This is a genomic window from Streptomyces sp. NPDC029526 (assembly GCF_040637405.1).
Classification (GTDB): Bacteria; Actinomycetota; Actinomycetes; order Streptomycetales; family Streptomycetaceae; genus Streptomyces.
In genome coordinates, this window is the sequence record NZ_JBEZWE010000004.1 from 124,449 (window position 1) to 147,574 (window position 23,126).

Here is a 23,126-nt window from a genome sequence, read left to right on the forward strand (position 1 = left end):
TCCGCTGCTTCCGTGCCTCCGCCACCGGGGCGCGCTGGACGCCCGGTGCCCGGGGGTGGGGCGGCCCGCATCTATACGGCGACGAGCGGGGCGTCCTCGCGCCATTTGAGGATCTTGTCGAAACTCACCACGGCGCCGCTGCGGTCCGGCTTGTTGCCGATGTGGACGTGGTCGGCGAGTTCCCGGATGAGGCAGAGACCGCGCCCGTGCTCCGCGTCCGACGGGGCCGGGCGGGCCGGAGGGCGGGAGCGTCCGCCCGCGGCGGGGAAGCCGGGCCCCGCGTCGGCCACCTCGATGCGGCACTTCTCACCGTCGAGGTAGGCGGTCACCCGGTAGGCCTCGGATCCGCCGTCCCGGGTGCCGCTCCCGCCGTGCTCGACGGCGTTGGCGCAGGCCTCGCTGAGGGCGACGGACAGGTCGTAGGAGATGTCGGGGTCGACGCCCGCGGTCTCCATCGCGCCGAGCAGCAGGCGCCGGGCGAGGGGCACGCTCGCAGCGTCGCGCCGCAGATGGAGTGACCACCAGATGCTCATGCTCCAGCCTCCCGGCCGCGGCTCGACATACCGTTACGTATTGCCCTGAGTACCCACTCGTAAGCGCCCAGTCGACGTGATGCCGCCCATATGGCGGGTGCGCCGGAGAGCCGATCGGTGTATGCGGGACAGGCCGTGGCGAAGGTGATCTTCCGGTCGTAGCGCATCTTGCGGACCTGCCGTACGGGGGCCGGGGGGCCAGTGCGATGATGAGGCGGCCATGACTGCCCCCCACCCGCGCACGGCGCGCACCGGACGAGGCCTCCGGGTCCTGCGGGCCGCGGTGTTCGCCGCGGTCTGTGTCGTGCTGGCCGGGGCAGGTCACACACTCGCCGCCCACGACGCCGTCCCTCCGTGGACCCTCGTCGCGGGCTTCCTGGGCACGGCCGCCGTCGCGGTGCCGCTGGCCGGACGCGCCCGGTCCGTGCCGGGCATCACCGCCCTGCTGGCGCTCTGCCAGACCGTGCTGCACACGCTGTTCGGTCTCGGACAGCACGGCGCGTCCGCGGCCTCGTCCGCGGGGCCGGCGCCGGCCGCGTCCGACGCCTCCCTCATCGCCCAGGCCGCGCGGCTGGTGTGCGGGACCACGGCCGCGGCCATCAGTCCCGCGCAGGCCCAGCAGATCCTCACCGACGCGCGGATCCCGCCGAGCCCGGGCGGCGGCCACACGGCACACGCCCAGGGGGACGCCGCGGCCTCCGCCGCGGGCTTCTGGGTGACGCTGCTGCCGTCCCTGCCGATGCTGCTCGGACACCTCCTCGCGGCCCTGGCCACGGGCTGGGTGCTGCGCCGCGGGGACCAGGCCCTGCTGCGGCTGGCCGAACTGTCCGCGCACGGCGTCGCCGAGGGCGCCCTCGTCCGGGCGCTCCGGGCGGCGCTCGCCCTGGTGCGGGCCCTGCGCGCCGGGCTCCCGGGGGCACCGCAAGCGGCCCCCCGCGCGCCGCGCACCCCGCTGCTCGCGCCCCCCGTGCCCCACACCACCGCACTCCAGCACACGGTGATCCGCCGCGGCCCGCCGATCGCCCGCGCCGCCTTCGCGCTCGCCGCCTGACGCGCCACGTCCCGATCCACCACTCCGCGACCGTCACCGGTCCCACGGCACCCCCGGTCCCAGGACCCGGCCCCCGGTTCCTCCGGCCCGGTCCCGGTCCACCCGGGCAGCCGCCGGGCCCGGGAGGGCCGGTTCGCGGGTGAGGGCGGGGTGCCCGCGTGCGGCCTGCGCGCGAGCGGTCCGTGCACGTGCGCGCCGCGCCGCGGCCCCCGGGAGCACCGGCACCCGGTCGGCGCCACGTGTCCCTCACCCTCAGCGAACTCCACGAGTTCCACGAGCTCCACGAACCCGACGAGCTCCACGAACCCGACGAACCTCAACGAAGCGGAGTGCTTCTGCCATGAAGGCTTCCCGTCTCACCACCGTCGGCGCCGTCGCCGGCATCGCCGTGCTCGCCCTGTCCGGCCCCGCCCTCGCGCACGTCAGCGTGCAGCCCGAGGGCGAGGCCGCCAAGGGCGGCTACGCGGTCCTCAACTTCAAGGTGCCGAACGAGCGCGACAACGCCTCCACCACCAAGCTGGAGGTGACCTTCCCGACCGAGCACCCGCTGGCGTCGGTGATGCCGCAGCCCGTCGACGGCTGGGACGTCAAGGTGACCAAGTCCAAGCTGGACAAGCCGCTGGAGATGCACGGCAAAAAGATCGACGAGGCCGTCACCAAGGTCACCTGGACCGCCGACGACGACGGCATCGAGCCGGGCTTCTTCCAGAAGTTCCCGGTGTCCGTCGGCACGCTGCCCGAGGACGCCGACGACCTCGTCTTCAAGGCCCTGCAGACGTACTCCAACAAGGAGGTCGTCCGCTGGATCGAGGTGCCGCAGGAAGGGCAGGACGAGCCCGACTTCCCGGCCCCCGTGCTGACCCTGGCGGAGGCGTCCGGTGACGGCCACCACGGCGCGTCGGACGACAAGGCGGCCGACGACGCCGACTCCGCCGAGAAGGCGTCCGCCGAGACCTCGGCGGCCTCCGACTCCGACGGCTCGGACACCACGGCCCGCGTGCTGGGCGTCGTCGGCATCGTGGTCGGCGCCATCGGCGTCGCCTACGGCGTACTCGCCGGGCGCAGGCGCACCACCGCCTGAGCCCGCCCCACCTGAAGGCGGCCACCGGGAGGCCCGCGATTGCTCCACGGCCTCCCGGTGCCCGCCGGAACACTCACCCACCGGGACACCCATCTCATGCGCAAGAACACCTTCGCCGCGGCCGCGCTGCTCGCCGCCGCATCCCTGACCCTGACCGCCTGCGGCGCCAACGACGACAACGGGGACAAGCCGGTCGCCGTGGTCTCCGAAGCGACCGGCGCCGAGAAGGCGGCCACCCTCCTGGACAAGCCGTTCGAGAAGCCCGACCTCGTCCTCACCGACACGAACGGCAAGAAGTACGACTTCCGCGAGGAGACCGCGGGCAGGCCGACGCTGATCTACTTCGGCTACACGCACTGCCCCGACGTCTGCCCGCTGACGATGAACAACATCGCCGTGGCGAAGAAGCAGCTGCCCCAGGAGCAGCAGGACCAGCTGCGCGTCGTGTTCGTCACCACCGATCCCGAACGCGACACCTCCGCCGCCCTGGGCAAGTGGCTGAAGGGCATCGACCCCCAGGTCGTGGGGCTGACCGGAGACTTCTCCACCATCCAGGCCGGCGCGCGCACCCTGGGCATCTCCATCAACCCGCCGCGCAAGGACGACAAGGGCAAGACGGTCTCCGACCACGGCACGCAGGTCATCGCGTTCTCCCCGAAGACCGACGCCGGCTACCTGCTCTACGACGACGAGGCCTCCGTCGACGACTACACGGAGGACCTGCCCGCGATCATCAAGGGTGAGGCACCGTGAGGCGCTTCGCGGCAGCCGCCCTCGCCCTGACGGGCGCGCTGGTCCTGGCCGGCTGCTCGGGCTCGAACGCGGACGGCGAGGACTCCGGCGGCGCCCCGGAGCTGTCGGTCGGCTCCGCCTACATGCCGCAGCCGGTGTCGGACATGGCGGCCGGCTTCCTCGTCATCACCAACAAGGGCGACGCGGCCGACCGGCTGACCTCGGTGGACAGCGACGTCGCCGCCTCGGTCACCGTGCACGAGACGGTGGACGGGTCCATGCGGGAGGTGGACGGCCTCGACATCCCGGCAGGCGGTCGCCTCGTCCTGGAGAGCGGCGGCAACCACCTGATGTTCGAGGACCTCAAGCGCAAGCCGGAGGAGGGCCAGAAGGTCTCCGTCGAACTGCGGTTCGCCGAGTCCGACCCCGTCACCGTCGACATCCCGGTCAAGGCCGCCACCCACACGCCGAAGCACGGACACTAGGGAGATCCCCCCGTGACCCAGACCATCGCGCCCCGCGTCCGGATCCTGGTGCTGCTGTTCCTGGCCGTCACCGGTGCGCTGCTCGCCGGGGCCTCCCCCGTCTCCGCGCACGCCGCGCTGACGGACAGCGACCCCCGGCAGGGCACGGTGGTCGACACGGCCCCGGCCCAGGTGTCGCTCACCTTCTCCGAACCCGTCGCGATCAGTGACGACGCCCTGCGCGTGCTCGACCCCAAGGGCCAGCGCGTCGACCGGGGCGACCCGGACAACCCCGAAGGCACGACGTACACCGTGCGCCTGCACAGCGGGCTGCCCGACGGCACGTACACGGTGACGTACCAGGTGGTGTCGGCGGACAGCCATCCGGTCGCCGGTGCCTTCAGCTTCTCCGTCGGCGCCCCCTCCGAGACCACGGTCTCCGTCTCCGACCAGGCGTCCGACGGCGGCGTCGTCGGCCTGCTGTACGGCGTCGGGCGCTATGTGGCGTACGCCGGGTTCGTGGTGCTGGTCGGCGGGGCCGCCTTCGTCCTCGCCTGCTGGAGCCGCGGGTCCGGGGTGCGGGCCGTGCAGCGGCTGGTGGTCGGCGGGTGGCTCGCGCTCACCGCGTCCACGCTGGGCATGCTGCTCCTGCGGGGTTCCTACACCACGTCGGGGTCCGTCGGTGACGTCTTCGACCTGTCGCTGCTCGGCCAGGTGCTGCAGACGAAGACGGGTGCGGCCCTGGTCTCCCGGCTGCTGCTGCTCGCGGCGGCGGCGCTGTTCATCGCCGTGCTGTTCGGTGCCTACGCCCGTCCGGCGGGCGTAGGCACCGACGGAAGCGAGCACGACGGAGACGGCGGAGACGACGCGAACCACCGAGGTCATGGGGACGGCGGGGACCGTGGGGACGGCCGGGACGGCGGGGACGACCGGGACGGCGGGGACACGATCGCCGGGAGCGGCGACGCGGGCAGGGAGTCCCGCGGCGGGTCCGGCCCGGACGCCGACGGGGACGACCGGCAGCGGGACCTGACGTTCGGCCTCGCCATCGGCGGAACCGTGGTGGCGGCCGGGCTCGCGGCGACGTGGGCCCTGTCGGAGCACGCGTCCACCGGGATCCAGACGGGCATCGCCATGCCCCTCGACGTGATCCACCTGCTGGCCGTCGCCGCCTGGCTCGGAGGGCTCACCACCCTCCTCGTGGCGCTCTACCGGGCGCCCGCACAGACCCCGGTCGGCCCGGAGGCGGTCCGGCGGTTCTCGAGGATGGCCTTCGGCAGCGTGGTCGCGCTGGTGCTGACCGGGATCTACCAGAGCTGGCGGCAGCTCGGCTCCTGGTCGGCGTTCACCGACACCCGGTACGGGCAGCTGCTGCTCGCCAAGATCGTGCTGGTCGCCGTGCTGGTCGGGATCGCCTATCTCTCCCGCCGGTGGACGGCACGGCTCGCGGAACCGGCGGCATCGACGGCCCAGGTGCCGGCCGCGCGCCGGGAGCAGGACGCGGAGAAGGGCTCGGAAAGGGGCTCGGAGAAGAGCGCGGAGAAGGGCGGGGAGAACGACCGGGACCAGGGCCGGGCGGAGGACCGGGCGAAGGTCCCGGTCACCGCGCCGGCCGGCACGACTGCGACGGCCACGGCGGCTGGCCCGGACGGTGACGGCGAGAACGACGATGCCGGAAGCGGCCGCTCCGGCGACGGCGACAGCGACAGCGGACGAAGCGACAGCGAAAGCGGACGGGGCGACGGGGACGGCAACAGCGACCGCCGCGGCGGCGGAGCCGCAGCCGCGACCGGCGGCCGGGGGGACGAGCCCGGCGAGCCCGGCGAGGGCGGCGAGGGCGGCGAGCCCGGCGAGGGCGGCGAGCCCGGCGAGGGCGGCGAGCCCGGCGAGGGCGGCGAGGGCGGCGAGGCCGGGGCTGCCGCGACTGCACGCCAGGCCGACGCCGTGCGGGCCGCGCAGCTGGCCCGGCAACGGGCCGCGGTGGAACGGGCCCGGGAGAAGCGGGTGCGGGACTCCGACCCGAACCGGTTCGGGCTGCGCCGTTCGGTGCTCGCCGAGGCCGGCGTCGCCGTGGTGCTGCTCGCCGTCACCACCGTGCTCACCCAGACCGAGCCGGGCCGTACGGAGCAGGCGGCCCGGGCCGCCGCCTCGGCCTCGGACGTGCCGTCGGCCGCCACCGGGCAGGGATCCGGCGCGGTGACCCTGAACATGCCGTTCGACACCGGGAGCGCGCAGGGCAAGGGCGTCGTCACGGTCGACCTCGACCCCGCCCGGGTGGGCGACAACGCGGTGCACGTGTACGTGGAGCGGACCGACGGTACGCCGTTCGACATCCCCGAGGTGAAGATCGCCTTCACTCTCGCCGCGAAGGACGTCGGGCCGCTGCCCGTGGTCCCCGACCGTGTCTCCGCCGGACACTGGTCGGCGAGCGGGGTGCAGATCCCGTTTGCCGGAGACTGGAAGGTCGAGGTGACCGTGCGCACCTCCGACATCGACCAGGTGACCGTTTCCAAGAACGCGCAGATCGGCTGAACGACCATGCCCGACCAGTCCCTTCCCGAGACCCGTACCCCGGAGGCACCCGAGGCGGCGAGCACCGCGGGCGCCGCCCCGGACGGCTTCTCCCGGCGCCGCCTGCTCGGCACGGCGGGTGCCGCGGGGATCGTGTTCGGTGCGGCGGGCGGCGCCGTGGGGTACGCGACGGCGCCGGCCGGTGCGTCCACCCCGCTCGCCTCGGTGGGCGAACGCCGGCTGATGTTTCACGGGAAACATCAGCCCGGCATCACCGAGGGGCTCCGTGCGCGAGGCCATCTCGTCGCCTTCGACCTCATGCCCGGGGCCGGGCGCAAGGAGGCCGCGGCGCTGCTGCGGCGCTGGTCCGAGACGGCACGCCGGCTGATGGCGGGCGAGCCGGCCGGGCGGGACGACACCGACGTGGCCCGTGACGCCGGGCCCTCGTCCCTCACCGTCACCTTCGGTTTCGGGCACGGCTTCTTCGCGCGCACGGGCCTGGAGAAGCAGCGGCCGGTCGCCCTGGACCCGCTGCCGGACTTCTCCTCCGACCGGCTCGACAAGAAGCGCAGCGACGGCGACCTGTGGGTGCAGATCGCGGCCGACGACGCCCTGGTCGCCTTCCACGCGCTGCGGGCCGTGCAGAAGGACGCGGGGTCGGCGGCACGGGTGCGCTGGCAGATGAACGGCTTCAACCGGACCCCGGGCGCCACCGCCCGCCCGATGACGGCCCGCAACCTGATGGGCCAGATCGACGGGACCCGCAACCCCAAGCCCTCCGACGCCGACTTCGACCAGCGGATCTTCGTCCCGGAGGGGGGCGAGCCGGCCTGGATGGCCAACGGCTCCTACGTCGTCGTCCGCCGGATCCGCATGCTGCTGGACGACTGGGAGAAGCTGCCGGTCACGGAGCAGGAGGCGGTCATCGGGCGCCGCAAGTCGGACGGCGCGCCGCTGTCCGGAGGCACCGAGACCTCCGACATGGACCTGGAGAAGACCGACTCCCGGGGCAACCTGGTCGTCCCTTTCAACGCGCACGCGCGCATCACCCGCCCCGACCAGAACGGCGGCGCGGCGATGCTCCGGCGCCCGTTCTCGTACCACGACGGCATCGACGCCGACGGGGTACCGGACGCGGGACTGCTGTTCATCTGCTGGCAGGCGGACCCGTTGCGCGGCTTCGTGCCGGTGCAGCGCAAGCTGGACCGGGGTGACGCCCTGACCCCCTTCGTCCGGCACGAGGCCAGCGGGCTGTACGCGGTGCCGGGCGGCGCGGCGGAGGGAGAGTACGTGGGTCAGCGGCTCCTGGAGGGGTGAAGTCCCCTCCGTCACTCCTCGGTGGCGCTTGCGGAGAGCGCGCGGGTGCGGGCCCATTAGGGTGAAGGCATGCCAGCGAGCTACGCGTACCTCGGTCCCGAGGGCACCTTCACCGAAGTCGCCCTGCGCACCCTGCCGGAGACGGCCACCCGGGAGCTCGTCCCGTACGTGTCCGTGCAGTCCGCGCTCGACGCCGTGCGGGCCGGCGAGGCGGAGGCCGCGTTCGTGCCGATCGAGAACTCGGTCGAGGGCGGGATCACCACCACCCTCGACGAGCTGGTCGCGGGCAGCCCGCTGATGATCTACCGCGAGGTGCTGCTGTCGATCACCTTCGCCCTGCTGGTCCGTCCCGGCACGAAGATGTCGGACATCAAGACGGTCACCGCGCATCCGGCGGCCCAGCCGCAGGTCCGCAACTGGATGAAGGCGCACCTGCCGGACGTGCACTGGGAGTCGGCCGCCTCGAACGCAGACGGCGCGCGGCTGGTCCAGGAGGGCCGGTACGACGCCGCCTTCGCCGGGGAGTTCGCGGCGGCCCGGTACGGCCTCGTGCCGCTGGAGACCGGGATCCACGACGCGGAGAACGCCCAGACCCGGTTCGTGCTGGTGGGCCGTCCGGCCCGGCCGGCGGCACCGACCGGGGCCGACAAGACGTCCGTGGTGCTGTGGCAGCGCGACGACCATCCCGGTGGGCTGCGCGACCTGCTGGGAGAGTTCGCCACGCGCGGCATCAACCTGATGCTGCTGCAGTCCCGGCCGACCGGGGCGGGCATCGGCAACTACTGCTTCTGCATCGACGCCGAGGGGCACATCTCCGACCGCCGGGTCGCCGAGGCCCTGATGGGTCTCAAGCGGATCTGCCTCCAGGTGCGCTTCCTCGGTTCCTATCCCCGGGCCGACGACGGTCCGCGAGCGGGGCGGCCGACCCTGCCGGGGACCTCGGACGAGGAGTTCGCGGCGGCGGCGGACTGGGTGGCGCGCTGCCAGGACGGCCGTTACTGACGCCTGACGGGTGGTCCGAACGCCCCGGACGGATGGTCTGACCCGGACGGATGGTTCGACCTCCGTCGGACGGTCGGGGCGAGTGGGCCCGTCGGCCCGGTGAGTCACGTGAGTCCGGTGAGTCCGGTGAGTCCAGTGGGTACGTGGGTTCGGGACCTCCGGTGGGCCGGAGGGGGCGACGGCTCGGGTGCGTCCGGCGGTTGAGGGTGTCCGGTGGGCCGGGTGCTCGCGGGCTGACCGGGCCGGTCCGACCGGTCCGACCAGTCCGACCTGCTGATTTTCGCCATCCACAGAAGTTATCCACAGGTCCGCTTCTCGACCTGGGGACAAGTCGACACCAAGGGGTCGCACAGTCGACAAATCACCCTTCGCGTCATGATCACCCCCACTCTTCGACCTCTCACCCTTCGTCCACGCTTTTCCCTCGATCAACCCTTCAGGGTGATGCCTTTCCCCTCGAAAGTGGGGATAAAAGGAGGTCGCGCCGGGAATCCTCGACGTCGCCCGAGCCTTACGGAGTGATCAATTCCAATGTCCACAGATCTTCCCCACAGCCTGTGGAAAACTTTTCGGGAACCGGGTATCACTGTGGACAACCAGCGCTCAAGTCCCGTACTCCGCAAGGGAATCCAGTCAACCACCACGTGTCCCGCTCCCCCGTTCCAGGGATACAACCCTGCGAATTGACCTGCGGAACACTCCGCGCAATTACCCCGTAACGGCATGTATGGGGCCCCGACCGCAATAGTGGGTCGTGGCCCGTGACCGCACACCGGTAGCCTTGACCGCGTGATTGACCTTCGCCTGCTCCGTGAGGACCCCGACCGTGTGCGTGCGTCGCAGCGCGCCCGTGGAGAGGACGTCGCGCTCGTCGACTCCCTCCTGTCCGCCGACGAACGGCGCAGGTCGTCCGGCGTCCGCTTCGACGAGCTGCGCGCCGAACAGAAGGCGCTCGGCAAGCTGATCCCGAAGGCGTCCGGTGACGAGAAGGCCGAGCTGCTGCAGAAGGCCGGCCGGCTCGCCGCCGACGTGAAGGCCGCCGACGCCGAACGCGACGCGGCCGACGCCGAGACCCAGGAACTGCTGCTCCGGCTGAGCAACCTCGTCCACCCCGACGTGCCCGTCGGCGGCGAGGAGGACTTCGTCACGCTGGAGACGCACGGCACCGCCCGCGACTTCGGCGCCGAGGGCTTCGAGCCCAGGGACCACCTGGAGCTCGGCCAGATCCTCGGCGCCATCGACGTCGAGCGCGGGGCGAAGGTCTCCGGCTCCCGCTTCTACTTCCTCACCGGTGTCGGCGCCCTGCTGGAGCTGGCGCTGGTGAACGCGGCGATCGCGCAGGCCACCGCCGCGGGATTCACCCCGATGCTGACCCCGGCCCTGGTGCGCCCCGAGTCCATGGCGGGCACCGGTTTCCTCGGCCAGGCCGCGCAGGACGTCTACCACCTCGAGAAGGACGACCTCTACCTGGTCGGCACGTCCGAGGTGCCGCTGGCGGCCTACCACATGAACGAGATCATCGAGGCGGACCGTCTGCCGCTGCGCTACACGGGCTTCTCGCCCTGCTTCCGCCGGGAGGCCGGTTCGCACGGCAAGGACACCCGCGGCATCTTCCGCGTGCACCAGTTCGACAAGGTCGAGATGTTCTCGTACGTGGCCCCCGAGGACGCGCAGGCGGAGCACCGGCGGCTGCTGGAGTGGGAGAAGCAGTGGCTGACGTCGCTGGAACTGCCGTTCCGCGTGATCGACGTCGCCTCGGCCGACCTGGGCTCCTCGGCGGCGCGTAAGTACGACTGCGAGGCCTGGATCCCCACCCAGGGCAAGTACCGCGAGCTGACCTCCACCTCGGACTGCACCGAGTTCCAGTCCCGGCGGTTGCAGATCCGGATGCGCGAGGACAAGAAGGTGCGCCCGCTCGCGACGCTCAACGGCACCCTGTGCGCCGTGCCGCGCACCATCGTGGCGATCCTGGAGAACCACCAGCAGGCCGACGGGTCGGTGCGCGTGCCCGAGGTGCTGCGCCCCTACCTGGGCGGCCGTGAACTGCTGGAGCCGATCAAGAAGTGAGTACCGCCCCGCCGCCCTTCCCGTACCGGCTCGTCGCGACCGACCTGGACGGAACGCTGCTGCGTGACGACCACTCGGTGTCGCAGCGCACCCGGGACGCGCTCGCCGCGGCCACCGCGGCCGGCGCCGCCCACATCGTCGTCACCGGTCGCGCGGTGCCGTGGACCATGCCCATCCTCGACGACCTCGGGTACCGGGGCCTCGCGGTGTGCGGGCAGGGCGCGCAGGTGTACCACGCGGGCGAGCACCGGCTGCTCACGTCGGTCACGCTGGACCGGCAGCTGGCCGGCGTCGCGCTGGCCAAGATCGAGGCCGAGACCGGCCCGCTGCACCTGGCGGCGAGCCGCGACGGACTGGACGGCGAGGTGCTGGTGGGGCCCGGTTACGAGGTCGTGGGCGGGCTGCCCGCCACCCCGTTCACCGACGCGTCCGACCTGTGGACGGCGCCCCTGAACAAGCTGTACATCCAGCACCCGTCGCTCACCTCGGACGAACTCGCCGACGTCGCCCGGCGCACCGCGGGCGGCTTCGTCACCGTCACCATGGCGGGCGAGGGCATCGTCGAGCTGCTTCCGCTCGGACTGTCCAAGGCCACGGGGCTGTCGCTCGCGGCCCGCAGGTTGGGCGTCAAGGCCGCCGAGACCATCGCGTTCGGCGACATGCCGAACGACGTCCCGATGTTCGCCTGGGCCACCCACGGCGTGGCCATGGCCAACGCCCATGCGGAGCTGCGGGCGGTGGCGGACGAGGTGACGGCCTCCAACGAGGCGGACGGCATCGCCCTCGTCGTGGAACGTCTCCTGGCCTGACGCACAGCGGGACAGGGACAGGCCCCCGGAACAGGGACCAAGGAACAAGGGACAAGGGACCGGCGCCGGAACCGGCACGGCTACCGCCGGTCTCCGGCAGACCCCACTGTCCCCACGCACCCACCGGACCCACCGGACCCATGCGCCGGGCCTCAACGGTCCGGGATCCCGGGCCCTGGGGCCCCGGCGCCCCGGCGCCCCAGCGCCCCAGCGCCCCAGCGCCCCAGCGCCCCAGCGCCCCAGCGCCCTGCGGAAGGATGCACGGATCGAACGTGCGCGGGCTCCCGCCCGACCGCGGTCCGCCGGTGCCCGGAACGGTGCTTCCGGACCCCGTGCGAACCGGTGCCTTGCCTCTCGGCCAATCCTCCGGGTGGGCGGCCCACGCGCTGTGCGGGCGCGTGCTCGAAGCGGCCGCCCCGGGCAGCTCCCGCGTGGGGGCGGACTCGACGGAGCGCTGGGACCGCTTCCGGAGTCCGCCGCGGGCTGCCCCGAAGGGAGTGGGACCGGCCGCCGTGCAGGCGCCCTCCCGCTCCTCTCCCGGACCATGACACCGGACCTTCCCGGCGTTGCGGACACCCCCACTGTGCCCAGCCGGCCAGGCCGGACGCCACCGAATAATCCGCGCGGGGACCGGGCGGGGACCGGGCGGGGACCAGGCAGAGACCAGGCAGAGACCAGGCAGAGACCAGGCGGCGGACCGGGCGAGCCGGACGGACCCGCGGCCCCGGACAGCGGCCCACGCGGACGCGGGCGGGGCCGTCGGCGGGCCCGGACAGCACGGGGCGGGCGGTGTGTCCGGCACCTGCCGGAACGTCACCGCCCGCCGTCGCGGACGAGTCAGGGACAACCGCCGTCCCGGACGGTCACTCCTCCCCGGCCAGGGTCAGCGCGCGCAGCTTCTGCCCCGCGTACCAGGTGGCCAGCACGGTGACCACGACCAGCAGGACGGTCGCCGTCGTCAGACCGACGTCCGAGGTGACCAGCGTGCCGTCGTTGACCCGCTCGGCGACGGCCAGCGCCCACTGCTGGACGCTCAGGGTGCGCGCCCCGGACACCAGGGAGCCGAACAGCGCCTCCCAGACCAGCGCGTACACCAGGCCGAACACCACGGCGTGCCGCGAGACCGTGCCCAGCAGCAGGAAGATCGCCGCGTAGGCGATGGAGGCGACCAGCGCCGCGACCGTGTACGCGACGGCGATCTGCTGGCCGTTGCCGTTGAGGATGAAACCGGCGATCAGCGTCGGCACGGCCGAGAAGACCATGGTGACGGCGATCGCGACGATGAGCTTGGTGAAGATGATGGTGGGCCGCTTGATCGGCTTCGACAGCAGGTACACCACCGAGCCGTCGTCGATCTCCGGACCGATGGCACCGGTGCCCGCGATGACGCCGATGATCGGCACCATGGTGGCGAGCGCGAGCCCGCCGAGGACGTCGGCGGCCGTCTGGTCGTCCACCCCGGCGAGTGCGCGCACCGCCAGGGAGATCACGATCAGCAGCAGCGGCAGGGCGCCGAGGATGAGGGCCCGGCGCCGGCCGAGCAGGGCCCGATAGGTGAGCCGGGCGACAGTGGGGTCGTACATCAGGGCCTCCTACGCCGCGACCAGGTACGAGAAGACGGACTCGAGGGACTCGTCCGACGGCGAGACCGTGAGCAGGCGGATGCCGTGCTCCTTGGCGACCCGGGGCAGCAGGGCCGTGAACCGGCCGAAGTCGACGGCCTGGATGAGCAGTGCGCCCTCGCCGTGGTCGACCTCGATGCCGGACGTGGACGGGTCGGCGATCAGCGCGGCGGCCAGGGCGCGGTCGTCGCTGGAGCGCACCAGGTAGCGGTGCGGCCGGTCCGTCATCAGGCGCCGGATCTTGCGGAAGTCGCCGCTGGCCGCGTGCCGCCCGGCGACGACGACCTCGATGTGCCAGGCCAGCTGCTCGACCTCCTCGAGGATGTGGGAGGAGAACAGCACCGTGCGGCCCTCGTCGCCCATCCGCCGCAGCAGGTCCATCAGCTGCATCCGCTGGCGCGGGTCCATGCCGTTGAAGGGCTCGTCCAGCAGGAGCAGGGACGGCTCGTGCACCAGGGCGGAGGCCATCTTCACGCGCTGCCGCATGCCCTTGGAGTACGTGGCGATCTTGCGGTCCTGCGCGTACTCCATCTCGACCGTGGCGAGCGCCTTCTGCGCCGCCTGGGCGCCCAGTCCGTGCAGCTCCGCGTTGGCGAGGACGAACTCCCGGCCGGTGAGGAAGTCGTACATCGCCTCGCGCTCGGGAACGACGCCGATGTGCCGGTAGATCTGCTCGTTGCGCCACACCGGCTGCCCGTCGAGGGTGACGGTGCCGGTGGAGGGGGCCAGGAAGCCGCCCATCATGTTGATGAGGGTGGACTTCCCCGCGCCGTTGGGGCCGAGCAGACCGGTGACGCCCGGGCCGATGGTCATGGTGACGTCGTTGACGGCGACCACGTTGCCGAACCAGCGGGAGACGTGGTCGATGGAAAGAGTGCTCATGAGCGCAGCCCATTCCTTGGAAGGGTGGTGGCGGGTGACGGGCTGGGCGGGGTCACGTTCCCACCTTCTTGTAGCGGCGCACCAGGAGGCCGTAGCAGCCGGCGATCAGCCCCAGCGCGACCAGGACGTACACCACGCCCTCGGCGGTGCCGGGTCCGCTGCCGCCCGGGAAGGTGGACGTGGCGCCCAGGAAGGCGGACTGCACGCCGTCGAGGACGGTGATCGGGGAGAACAGGCCGATCCAGGCCACGGTGGCGCTGCCGCTGCCCTGGTAGTCGGCGATCGCCTGGAGCGTGGAGACGGCGCCGTAGGAGATGGTCAGGACGGCGATCACGGCGGCGATGCCGAAGCCGCGGCGCGGGGTGACCGACGCGATGACCAGGCCGATGCCGGCGAAGAGCAGCGAGAGCAGTGCCACGGAGACGAGTCCCTGGGCGAATCCCTTGGTCTGGTCGGCGAAGTCGAGCTTGGCGAGCAGCGCGCCGACGTACAGCACCAGCAGCGGGGCCGCGGTGAGGATGAACAGCGCGGAGGCGAGCGCCGCATACTTGGCCCGCACGTAGTCGGACGTCTCGATCGGCCGTGAGAAGTACAGCGGCACGGTCTTGAAGCGCAGGTCGCGCGAGACGGACTGGGGCGCCTGCGAGGCGACGTACAGGCTGATGACGGCCTGCATGATGATCGCGTAGCGGGTGTACTCGACGGGCAGGTCGTTGGCCTTGGTGGTGACGGCGACGGCGACCATGATGGCGGCCGGCACGCACATCACCACGAACAGCAGCATCGGCAGCACCTTGGACTTCACCGACCGGCCGAGGCCGTAGGAGCCGCGCAGCGACTGCGAGTACAGCGACAGCCTCGCGTACGCACGGCCGAGACGGGGGCCGTCGTAGGAGCGGTAGCCGATGTTGTGGATACGGGTGTCACCCGATGCGGTGGCGGGTGTGCCCACGGACTGCTCAGCTGCCATGACCGACCGCCTCCTTCCGCGTCTCGTCGCTGTTCTGGAAGACCTCGGAGATGTGGTGGCGGCGCTGCTCCATGCGCACCAGGCCGAGCCCGAGGTCGGCGATGACGTCGCGGACCAGGTCGTACGTCTCCTCGCCCCGCGCGGTGAGCAGCAGCACGTGTCCGGCGCCCGGCAGTCCGCTGCCGTCCTGCACGCTCACCCCGCGGGCGAGCAGGGCCTCACGGACGGCGCGGGTGCCGTCCGGGTGCTCGTCGGTGTCGGTGACCTCGATGGCGAGGGTCGTGGTGGTCTGGGTGAAGTCCCGCGTGGAACTGGAGCGCAGGAGCCGGCCGCCGTCCACGATGACGACGTGGTCGCAGGTGCGTTCCAGCTCGCCGAGCAGGTGCGAGGTGACCAGGACCGAGATGCCGAAGTCGGTGTGGATGCGGCGGATCAGACCGAGCATCTCGTCGCGGCCGACCGGGTCGAGGCCGTTGGTCGGCTCGTCGAGGAAGACCAGCTGCGGGTCGTGCACCAAGGCCTGCGCGAGCTTCACCCGCTGCTTCATGCCGGTCGAGTAGCCGCCCATGGGGCGGTACCGCTCCTCGTAGAGGCCGACGTGGCGCAGGGTGTCCGCGGTGCGTTCCCGGGCGGCGGTCGCCGGCAGCCCCGACATGCGGGCCATGTGGACCACGAACTCGGTCGCCGAGACGTCCGGCGGCAGGCAGTCGTGCTCCGGCATGTAGCCGACCCGCTCGCGGATGGCGGACCCCTTGGTGGCGACGTCGAGGCCGAGCACTTCGGCGCGGCCCTCCGTGGCGGGGGACAGACCCAGCAGGATCTTGATCAGTGTGGACTTGCCGGCCCCGTTGGATCCGACGAGTCCGGTCACACCGGGCCCGACGTCCACGGAGAGCCGGTCAAGCGCGGTCACCCGGGGGAACCGCTTGCTCAGGCTTTCGGTCGCGATCACAGTCACGACGTAGACGGTAGTGACCCGTGGCACCCCGGTCGTCAGACCGCAGAGCCGTCTTGGTGTCCCCCTGGAGTCGTACGGGCCCGTAGGGGAAGCCCTGCCTGAGGCGCATACGGCCCGCCCGGCGCGGCCCGACGGGCGGGGCGGGGGAGGCCGGGAGACGCTGTTGACGGATGCTCCGACGACTGCGAGATTCGCCGCCATGACGGGGATCGAGGGGGCGCGTGAGCGCCGGGTGCACGCGGGTGACGTCGAGCTGTGCGTGGCCGAGCTGGGCGCCCCCGGGCGTCCCACGGTCGTCCTGGTGCACGGCTACCCCGACAGCAAGGAGGTGTGGGGGCGGCTCGCTCCGCGCCTCGCCGAGCACTTCCACGTCGTCGCCTACGACGTCCGGGGCCACGGGCGGTCCACGGCGCCGTCGCCCCTCCGCGGCGGGTTCACCCTGGAGAAGCTGACCGACGACTTCCTGGCCGTGGCGGACGCGGTCAGTCCGGGCCGCCCGGTGCACCTGGTGGGGCACGACTGGGGCTCGGTGCAGGCCTGGGAGTTCGTCACCGTGGCCCGCACCGAGGGCCGGATCGCGTCCTTCACCTCGATGTCCGGGCCGTCGCTGGACCACTTCGGCCACTGGCTCGACCGCCGTCTGTCCCGGCCCACCCCGCGCCGGGTCGGACAGCTCCTCGGGCAGGGCGCCAGGTCCTGGTACATCTACCTGCTGCACACCCCGGTCGTCCCGGAACTGGCCTGGCGCGGCCCCCTCGGCAAGCGCTGGCCGCGCATCCTCGAACGCGTCGAGAAGGTGCCCGGCGGCGACTACCCCACCGCCTCCCTGCCGGACGACGCGGCCCACGGGGCCTGGCTGTACCGGGACAACGTCCGGCCCCGGCTCCGGTCCCCGCGCCCCGACGCGTACGCCCACGTGCCCGTCCAGCTGATCACCCCGCTGGGCGACCGTTTCCTGTCGGAGCAGCTCTACGACCGGCTGGAGCGGTGGGCGCCGGACCTGACCCGGCGGACGCTGCCCGCCGGGCACTGGGTGCCGCGCACCCACCCGGACCAGCTGGCAACCTGGGTCACCGACTTCGTCGGCTCCGTCGAGGACGGCCGCACGCGGGCGGCGGCGCCCGCCCCCCACGCCGACCGGTTCGGCGGACGGCTCGTGCTCGTCACCGGGGCGGGCAGCGGCATCGGACGGGCGACCGCGCTGGCGTTCGCCGCGGCGGGCGCCCGGGTGATCGCGGCCGACCGGAACGCGGAGGCCGCGCAGCGCACCGCGCGGGAGGCCCGGCACGGGGGCGCGGCCGGGGCGTGGGCGGAGACGGTGGACGTCTCCGACGAGGGCGCCATGGAGAAGTTCGCCGAGCGGGTGGCCACCGAGTACGGCGTGGTGGACGTCCTGGTCAACAACGCCGGCGTGGGCCTCGGCGGCTCCTTCCTCGACACCACGCCGGAGGACTGGAGGACGGTCCTCGACGTCAATCTGTGGGGTGTCATCCACGGCTGCCGCCTCTTCGGCCGGCAGATGGCGGAGCGCGCCCAGGGGGGCCACATCGTGAACGTCGCCTCGGCGGCGGCGTTCCTGCCGTCCCGCGCGTTGCCCGCCTACAGCACGTCCAAGGCGGCCGTGCTGATGCTGAGCGCCTGCCTGCGCGCGGAGCTGGCGGAACGGGACATCGGGGTGACCGCCGTCTGCCCGGGCTTCGTCAACACCGCCATCACCTCCACCGCGCGGTTCGCGGGCGTGTCGGCGCAGGAGGAGCAGCGGCTGCGGAAACGGGCGTCCGCGCTCTACGCCCGGCGCGGCTATCCACCGGAGAAGGTCGCCCGGGCGGTCCTGCGGGCGGTGGTGCGCGACGAGGCAGTGGTCCCGGTGACTCCCGAGGCCCGGGGCGGGTACGCGCTGTCGCGGTGGATGCCGGGGATGCTGCGGCGGATCGCCCGGGTGAAGCCGCGCATGTGACGGCCGACGGGGGAGCGTGGCACCAGGACGGGGTACGGGGCGGCACCGGGACGCGGTGCGGGGCGGCACCGGGGACGCGGTGCGGGGCGGGCGCGTCCGGAAGGGGTCCCGGGTGTTCCGTCCGCAGAGGGCTCCGCTCGCCGGACAAGGGCTCAGGGACACTGGCGGATCCGGCTCCTCCGGGCACCGGACACGGCACCGGACACGGCGCGGGAACCCGCACGGGCACGGTCCACGACCGCCGACCGCAGGGCCGAATCGCCCGTTCCGGTGACGTCGGCCGTGACTGTCCACAGGATTTTCACTTTTCCTTGTGGATAACTACCCCTGGCTGTGGATCAAACCTCCATTCGGAAACCCTTGGCGTGATCCTGGTTACGTCCGGCAGTCTGGAGCCATGAACCCGCAGCGGACCGTGAAGGTGTCGAAGTACCTCTCCCGGCATCTGCGCCATCGGCCCGAGCGCATCGGCCTCACCCTCGACGAGGGCGGCTGGGTCGAGATCGACACCTTGCTCGCGGCAGCGGCCGCCCACGGTTTCCGGATCAGCCCGGACGAGCTGGAGCACGTCGTCGTCGCGGACGACAAGCGCCGCTTCGCCGTCGACGGCACCCGGATCCGTGCCAGTCAGGGTCACAGCGTCGAGGTCGACCTGGGGCTGGCACCGGCCGTCCCGCCGCGGTACCTCTACCACGGCACGGTCACCCGTTTCCTGGACGCGATCCGCGCCGAGGGCCTGCGGCCCATGACCCGGCACGACGTCCACCTCTCCGCCGACCGGGAGACGGCGGCCCGGGTCGGAGCCCGCCGTGGTCGCCCCGTCGTGCTCACGGTGGATGCCGGACCCCTGCACGACGCCGGCCACGTCTTCCGGGTGAGCGCGAACGGCGTGTGGCTGACCTCCTGCGTACCCTCCAGCCACCTGGGGTTTCCCCCCGACGCCGGGGAAGCGTCATGATCGGTTGCATGAACCAGTTGCCCACGACTCAGGCCGCGGTGACCGCCCTGCGCGCGCTCGCGGAGACGTACGCGCGCGAGATCGAGGTGTCCCACGACATCGGCGCGGACCAGACCTCGCGTCGCACCGCGGCAGGAGTCGGCGTCACCACCGACGCGGACGGCTCCCTCCCGCACGAGGCCCACGTCGAGTTCGGGGGGCGTCCGCGGGTACGGGTGCGGCTCTACCCGGAGGACGACGCCCTGATCGACGTCGAGGGCGTCGAATGCCCCGACGTCCCCCGGGACGATGTCCCGGCCTTCCTCCGCTCCGTCTTCGAGGACCGGGCGTGGGTCAAGGCCCGGCGGTTCCCCCCGGGTTACTTCCTGATCGTGCCGATGCCCGGGGACCGGACGCACAAGGAGTTCATCCCCAGGCTCCTGCTGACGCCCTGGCTCAGTGCGCGGGTGCGCTGACGACCGAGGGCTCGCGGCCGTGCGGCTCGCTGCCCCGTGTCGCCCGCCCGCCGGGCGCGGTGCCCGAGGCCGGTGACGGTTTCACGTGAAACACCGGACGGCACAGAGGCTCGGCGGCATGGGTCTACACCTGAGCACCGTGATCCTCCCCCACCGCCGCCGGCACGAGGGTGGCCGCGCGGTCCGGGAGCACGCCGAAGAGGCCGTGCCTCCGCGTAGCGGCGCAGCTCCTCGCCGAGCAGCTGGTGCCTGATCCGGTGGGCGACGGCCTCCGCGACATAGCCGGAGACGTTGTCCGTGAGCCTCTTCAGCTCCGCCACCTGCTCGGTGGGCAGAGTGACCGTGATGCGGGTCGTATCAGCCATGGAGCCGGCATCTGCGGTATGCGCGCTGTCTGTCAGGGCGCATCGCGACGTCGGCGTGGCTTCCCGCATCTGTTCCGTCGGCACACCCGTGGCGGCGAGAGGCCCGCGTATCGTCGGGGTCATGCGTCTGAGCACGGTAATCCTCCCCATCCACCGATGGGCCGAAGGGCAGAAGATCTGGCGGCGGGCCGAGGACCTCGGATTCCATGCCGCGTACACGTACGACCACCTGTCGTGGAGGTCGTTCCGGGATGGGCCGTGGTTCGGTGCCCTGCCCACGCTCACAGCCGCGGCTTCGCTCACCCGGAGCATGCGACTGGGCACCCTGGTGACGTCGCCGAACTTCCGGCATCCGGTCACCCTCGCGAAGGAACTCATCTCCCTCGACGACATCTCCGGCGGCCGGGTCACGCTCGGTATCGGTGCGGGCGGTACCGGGTTCGACGCCACCGCGCTGGGCCAGGAACCGTGGACCCAGCGGGAGCGGGCCGACCGCTTCGCCGAGTTCGTCCCGCTGCTCGACCGGCTGCTGACCGAGGACTCCGTCTCCTACGAGGGCGACTTCTACGCGGCGCACGAGGCGCGGAACATCCCCGGCTGCGTGCAGCGACCCCGGCTGCCCTTCGCCGTGGCCGCCACCGGCCCCCGCGGCCTGCGGCTCGCGGCCCGGCACGGGCAGGCCTGGGTGACCACGGGCGACCCGAGGCTGTTCGAGACCGGAACCCCGGAGCAGTCGGTCCAAGCCCTGCGCGATCAGTCGGAGAGGCTGGCGGACGCGTGCGCCGAGCTGGGGCGGAACCCGGACGACCTCGACCGGGTCCTGCTCACCGGGTTCACCCCGGACCGCGGCCGGCCCCTGCAGTCGCTCGACGCGTTCGTCGACTTCGCGGGCCGCCACGCGGAGCTGGGGTTCACCGAGATCGTGGTCCACTGGCCCATCCCGGACTCGGACTTCGCCGCGGACGAGAAGGTCTTCGAGCAGATCGCCATGGAGGCACCGGCCCAACTGCGCTGACGGCAGAAAGGACCCGTCACCGCCGTCCCGTCGGGGTGGCCCGTGCCCGGGAGCGGGCGCTCCGGGCGTCCCCCGCCGGGCGGCCCCGCGGCGGTGAGGGCCCCTGGCATGCGGGGCGACACCGGCGTCGGCACCTTGTCGGCGCAGGTGGGGAGGGTCGTCACTCAGATGTGCGGAGTGCCGCACGCCCGTGCGGGCATATGCGGGACAATGGACGCGTGACCTCAGCGACCCGCCGGCCCGAGACTCCGGCCTTCCCCCTCACCCCACCCCGGCTCATCGCCACCGACCTCGACGGCACCCTGCTGCGCGACGACAAGTCGGTGTCCCCCCGCACGGTCGCCGCGCTGGCCGCCGCCGAGGAGGCCGGTATCGAGGTCTTCTTCGTCACGGGCCGCCCCGCCCGCTGGATGGACGTGGTCAGTGACCACGTCCACGGCCACGGCCTCGCCATCTGCGGCAACGGCGCGGCCGTCGTCGACCTGCACGGCGGGCCGGGCGCCCACCGCTTCGTCAAGGTGCGCGAACTCGCCCGGGACAACGCGCTGGACGCCGTGTGCCGCCTGCGCGAGGCCGCTCCCGGCACGATGTACGCCGTCGAGCAGACCTACGGCTTCCACCAGGAGCCCGAGTACCCGAAGTTGCACATGGAGATCCCGGACACCCTGGCCCCCGCGGAGGAGTTGCTGGCGCCGGACGCCCGGACCGCCGACGAGCCGGTGCTCAAGATCCTCGCCCACCACCCCTCGCTCGACCCGGACGCCTTCCTCGCCCTGGCCCGGCTCGCGATCGCCGACCGCGCCAACGTCACCCGCTCCAGCCCCAGCGCCCTGCTGGAGATCAGTGGCCCCGAGGTCTCCAAGGCCAGCACGCTCGCCCTGTGCTGCGCCGAACGCGGCATCTCCCACGAGGAGGTCGTCGCCTTCGGCGACATGCCCAACGACGTCGAGATGCTCACCTGGGCCGGGCGGTCCTACGCGATGGGCAACGCCCACCCGGACGCCCTCGCCGCCGCCTCGGGACGCACCGTGGCCAACAACGACGACGGTGTGGCCGTCGTCATCGAGCGGATCCTGGAGGAGCACTACACGTAGGGCGCCCCGCACCCGTGGGGCGGGACGAGGAGCACAGCGCCCGGGGCCGGACACCGGCCGTCCCTGGCCGGGCGCCGCCCCCGCTCCCGGTCCCCCGCCCGCCGGACCCGGGAGCGGCTCACAGCGGCACGTCGCGACGGGCCAGCCACGACACCGGGTCCACCGCCGACCCCGTCTCGGCGGTGACCCGGACTTCGAAGTGCAGGTGCGGGCCGGTGGAGTTGCCGCTGGTGCCGGACTGGCCGATCCACTGACCGGTCCGCACCCGCTCGCCCTGGTCGACCGCGGCGGCGGCGAGGTGGGCGTACTGGGTGAAGTACCCGCCCGCGTGCTCGATCACGACCTCGATGCCGAAGGCCCCGTGGCAGGACACCTTCACCACCTTGCCCGCCCCCACGGCCCGCACCGGAGTGCCGATCGGCACCGCGAAGTCCTGACCGGTGTGCCGGTTCGCCCACCGGGCCCCGCCGGCGCCGTACGAGGCGGACAGCCCGTAGGCCTCCACCGGCGCCACCCAGGGGGTGTCGTACCGCGTCTCCGGCTGGTCGAGCCGGACCGCGCCCCGGCACGCACCCGCCGCGACCGAGGCGTCGGCCTGGCCCTGGAGGTGCCGGCGGGCCGCCTCCAGCTTCCGCTCGATGCCGTTCTTCACCCGGGAGAGCTGCTTGTTCCGCCGCTCCAGCCGCTGCCATGCCGCGGCGGCCTCCGCCTCGTCCCGGGCCAGCCGCTGCTCCGCCCGCCGGCTCTTCTCGATCGCGTGGTCGAGGGCCAGGTCCGCCTTCCACAGGGCGCGCTGACCCCGCATCACCCCCTCGGGGTCCTCGGCGAGGATCAGGTGCGCGGTGAGCGGCAGCCCGCCGCCGCTGCGGTACTGCGACCGCGCGATCCGGCCCAGGTCCTCGTTCAGGTCGTCGACCTTGCGCCGTTCCCGGTCGAGCAGCTTCTCCAGCCGCCGCGCCTGTGCCCGCTGCTTCTCGGCCGCGCGTCGCCCCTCCTCGTACGTCCGGGTCGCCGCCGCGGCCTCCTCGTACAGCCGCACCACCTCCGCGCCGACACCGGACGCGGTGCCGTGACCGGGCACGTGCGCCCCGCCGTCACCGCCGCCACCGCCGTCGGAGGGCCGGGCGGCGAGCACGGCCAGCGCGCACAACGACACGGCGGCGAACAGCGGGTGACGGCGGATGAGGCGCATGACTGCCACCCTCTGCCCGTCCCGGCCGCGCCGTCCTGTTCACCGCGTACGCCCGGGGGAACGGGACGCCCCGGATGGCCCAGTGGGCCTG

Annotated in this window: 20 protein-coding genes; 14 read left to right on the forward strand and 6 right to left on the reverse strand. The window is 72.8% G+C overall.

Annotated elements, in window-relative coordinates:
* Nucleotides 1–71 precede the first annotated feature (71 nt).
* A complete protein-coding gene (locus AB0F01_RS13455) occupies nt 72–533 on the reverse strand; it encodes an ATP-binding protein (protein ID WP_362093833.1) in 462 nt (153 codons plus the stop codon).
* A gap of 220 nt (nt 534–753) precedes the next feature.
* Between AB0F01_RS13455 and AB0F01_RS13460 the strand changes: the two genes are divergently transcribed.
* The 9 genes from AB0F01_RS13460 (at nt 754) to AB0F01_RS13500 (ending at nt 11,567) form a co-directional block, all read left to right on the forward strand.
* Complete coding sequence (locus AB0F01_RS13460; RefSeq protein WP_362093836.1) at nt 754–1,584, forward strand: hypothetical protein; 831 nt, start codon at nt 754–756, stop codon at nt 1,582–1,584.
* 340 nt (nt 1,585–1,924) lie between these two features.
* Nucleotides 1,925–2,665: a YcnI family protein gene (locus AB0F01_RS13465; protein WP_362093839.1), complete on the forward strand. Its 741-nt coding sequence runs from the start codon at nt 1,925–1,927 to the stop codon at nt 2,663–2,665.
* A gap of 96 nt (nt 2,666–2,761) precedes the next feature.
* On the forward strand, nt 2,762–3,418 hold the full coding sequence (locus tag AB0F01_RS13470) for an SCO family protein (RefSeq protein WP_362093842.1): 657 nt from the start codon (nt 2,762–2,764) through the stop codon (nt 3,416–3,418).
* On the forward strand, nt 3,415–3,882 hold the full coding sequence (locus tag AB0F01_RS13475; protein WP_362093845.1) for a copper chaperone PCu(A)C: 468 nt from the start codon (nt 3,415–3,417) through the stop codon (nt 3,880–3,882). Before AB0F01_RS13470 ends, AB0F01_RS13475 begins: the two co-directional genes overlap by 4 nt.
* Before the next feature lie 12 nt (nt 3,883–3,894).
* Entirely contained in the window at nt 3,895–6,393 is a 2,499-nt protein-coding gene (locus tag AB0F01_RS13480) for a copper resistance protein CopC (RefSeq protein ID WP_362093848.1), read from the forward strand.
* A gap of 6 nt (nt 6,394–6,399) precedes the next feature.
* Nucleotides 6,400–7,689, forward strand: coding sequence for an iron uptake transporter deferrochelatase/peroxidase subunit (efeB, locus tag AB0F01_RS13485; protein ID WP_362093851.1), 1,290 nt, complete (start codon nt 6,400–6,402; stop codon nt 7,687–7,689).
* A gap of 69 nt (nt 7,690–7,758) precedes the next feature.
* Nucleotides 7,759–8,691, forward strand: coding sequence for a prephenate dehydratase (gene pheA, locus AB0F01_RS13490; RefSeq protein WP_362093854.1), 933 nt, complete (start codon nt 7,759–7,761; stop codon nt 8,689–8,691).
* Between the two features lie 789 nt (nt 8,692–9,480).
* Nucleotides 9,481–10,758 (forward strand): serine--tRNA ligase, encoded by a 1,278-nt coding sequence (serS, locus tag AB0F01_RS13495; protein WP_362093856.1) that lies wholly within the window; start codon nt 9,481–9,483, stop codon nt 10,756–10,758.
* Entirely contained in the window at nt 10,755–11,567 is an 813-nt protein-coding gene (locus AB0F01_RS13500; protein WP_362093859.1) for an HAD family hydrolase, read from the forward strand. The genes serS and AB0F01_RS13500 overlap by 4 nt, the downstream gene beginning before the upstream one ends.
* Nucleotides 11,568–12,430: 863 nt before the next feature.
* Here the strand turns inward: AB0F01_RS13500 and AB0F01_RS13505 are convergent.
* From AB0F01_RS13505 to AB0F01_RS13520, 4 genes are read right to left on the reverse strand one after another with little or no spacing between them, the layout of a single operon-like run.
* Nucleotides 12,431–13,150 (reverse strand): ABC transporter permease, encoded by a 720-nt coding sequence (locus AB0F01_RS13505; protein ID WP_362093861.1) that lies wholly within the window; start codon nt 13,148–13,150, stop codon nt 12,431–12,433.
* Between the two features lie 9 nt (nt 13,151–13,159).
* Entirely contained in the window at nt 13,160–14,071 is a 912-nt protein-coding gene (locus AB0F01_RS13510; RefSeq protein ID WP_362093863.1) for an ABC transporter ATP-binding protein, read from the reverse strand.
* A 52-nt stretch (nt 14,072–14,123) separates the two neighbouring features.
* Nucleotides 14,124–15,041: an ABC transporter permease gene (locus AB0F01_RS13515; RefSeq protein ID WP_362093866.1), complete on the reverse strand. Its 918-nt coding sequence runs from the start codon at nt 15,039–15,041 to the stop codon at nt 14,124–14,126.
* Nucleotides 15,031–15,993 (reverse strand): ABC transporter ATP-binding protein, encoded by a 963-nt coding sequence (locus AB0F01_RS13520; RefSeq protein ID WP_362094401.1) that lies wholly within the window; start codon nt 15,991–15,993, stop codon nt 15,031–15,033. The genes AB0F01_RS13515 and AB0F01_RS13520 overlap by 11 nt, the downstream gene beginning before the upstream one ends.
* A gap of 205 nt (nt 15,994–16,198) precedes the next feature.
* On the opposite strand from AB0F01_RS13520, the gene AB0F01_RS13525 reads away from it, so the two are divergent.
* The 5 genes from AB0F01_RS13525 (at nt 16,199) to AB0F01_RS13545 (ending at nt 21,843) form a co-directional block, all read left to right on the forward strand.
* Nucleotides 16,199–17,956: an SDR family oxidoreductase gene (locus AB0F01_RS13525; RefSeq protein ID WP_362093869.1), complete on the forward strand. Its 1,758-nt coding sequence runs from the start codon at nt 16,199–16,201 to the stop codon at nt 17,954–17,956.
* A 397-nt stretch (nt 17,957–18,353) separates the two neighbouring features.
* Entirely contained in the window at nt 18,354–18,914 is a 561-nt protein-coding gene (locus AB0F01_RS13530; protein WP_362093872.1) for an RNA 2'-phosphotransferase, read from the forward strand.
* 8 nt (nt 18,915–18,922) lie between these two features.
* On the forward strand, nt 18,923–19,369 hold the full coding sequence (locus AB0F01_RS13535; protein ID WP_362093875.1) for a hypothetical protein: 447 nt from the start codon (nt 18,923–18,925) through the stop codon (nt 19,367–19,369).
* A 486-nt stretch (nt 19,370–19,855) separates the two neighbouring features.
* A complete protein-coding gene (locus AB0F01_RS13540; protein WP_362093877.1) occupies nt 19,856–20,749 on the forward strand; it encodes an LLM class flavin-dependent oxidoreductase in 894 nt (297 codons plus the stop codon).
* Between the two features lie 200 nt (nt 20,750–20,949).
* Entirely contained in the window at nt 20,950–21,843 is an 894-nt protein-coding gene (locus AB0F01_RS13545) for an HAD-IIB family hydrolase (protein ID WP_362093880.1), read from the forward strand.
* Nucleotides 21,844–21,961: 118 nt separating this feature from the next.
* Here the strand turns inward: AB0F01_RS13545 and AB0F01_RS13550 are convergent, their stop codons facing one another.
* Complete coding sequence (locus AB0F01_RS13550) at nt 21,962–23,035, reverse strand: M23 family metallopeptidase (protein ID WP_362093883.1); 1,074 nt, start codon at nt 23,033–23,035, stop codon at nt 21,962–21,964.
* Between the last annotated feature and the right edge of the window lie 91 nt (nt 23,036–23,126).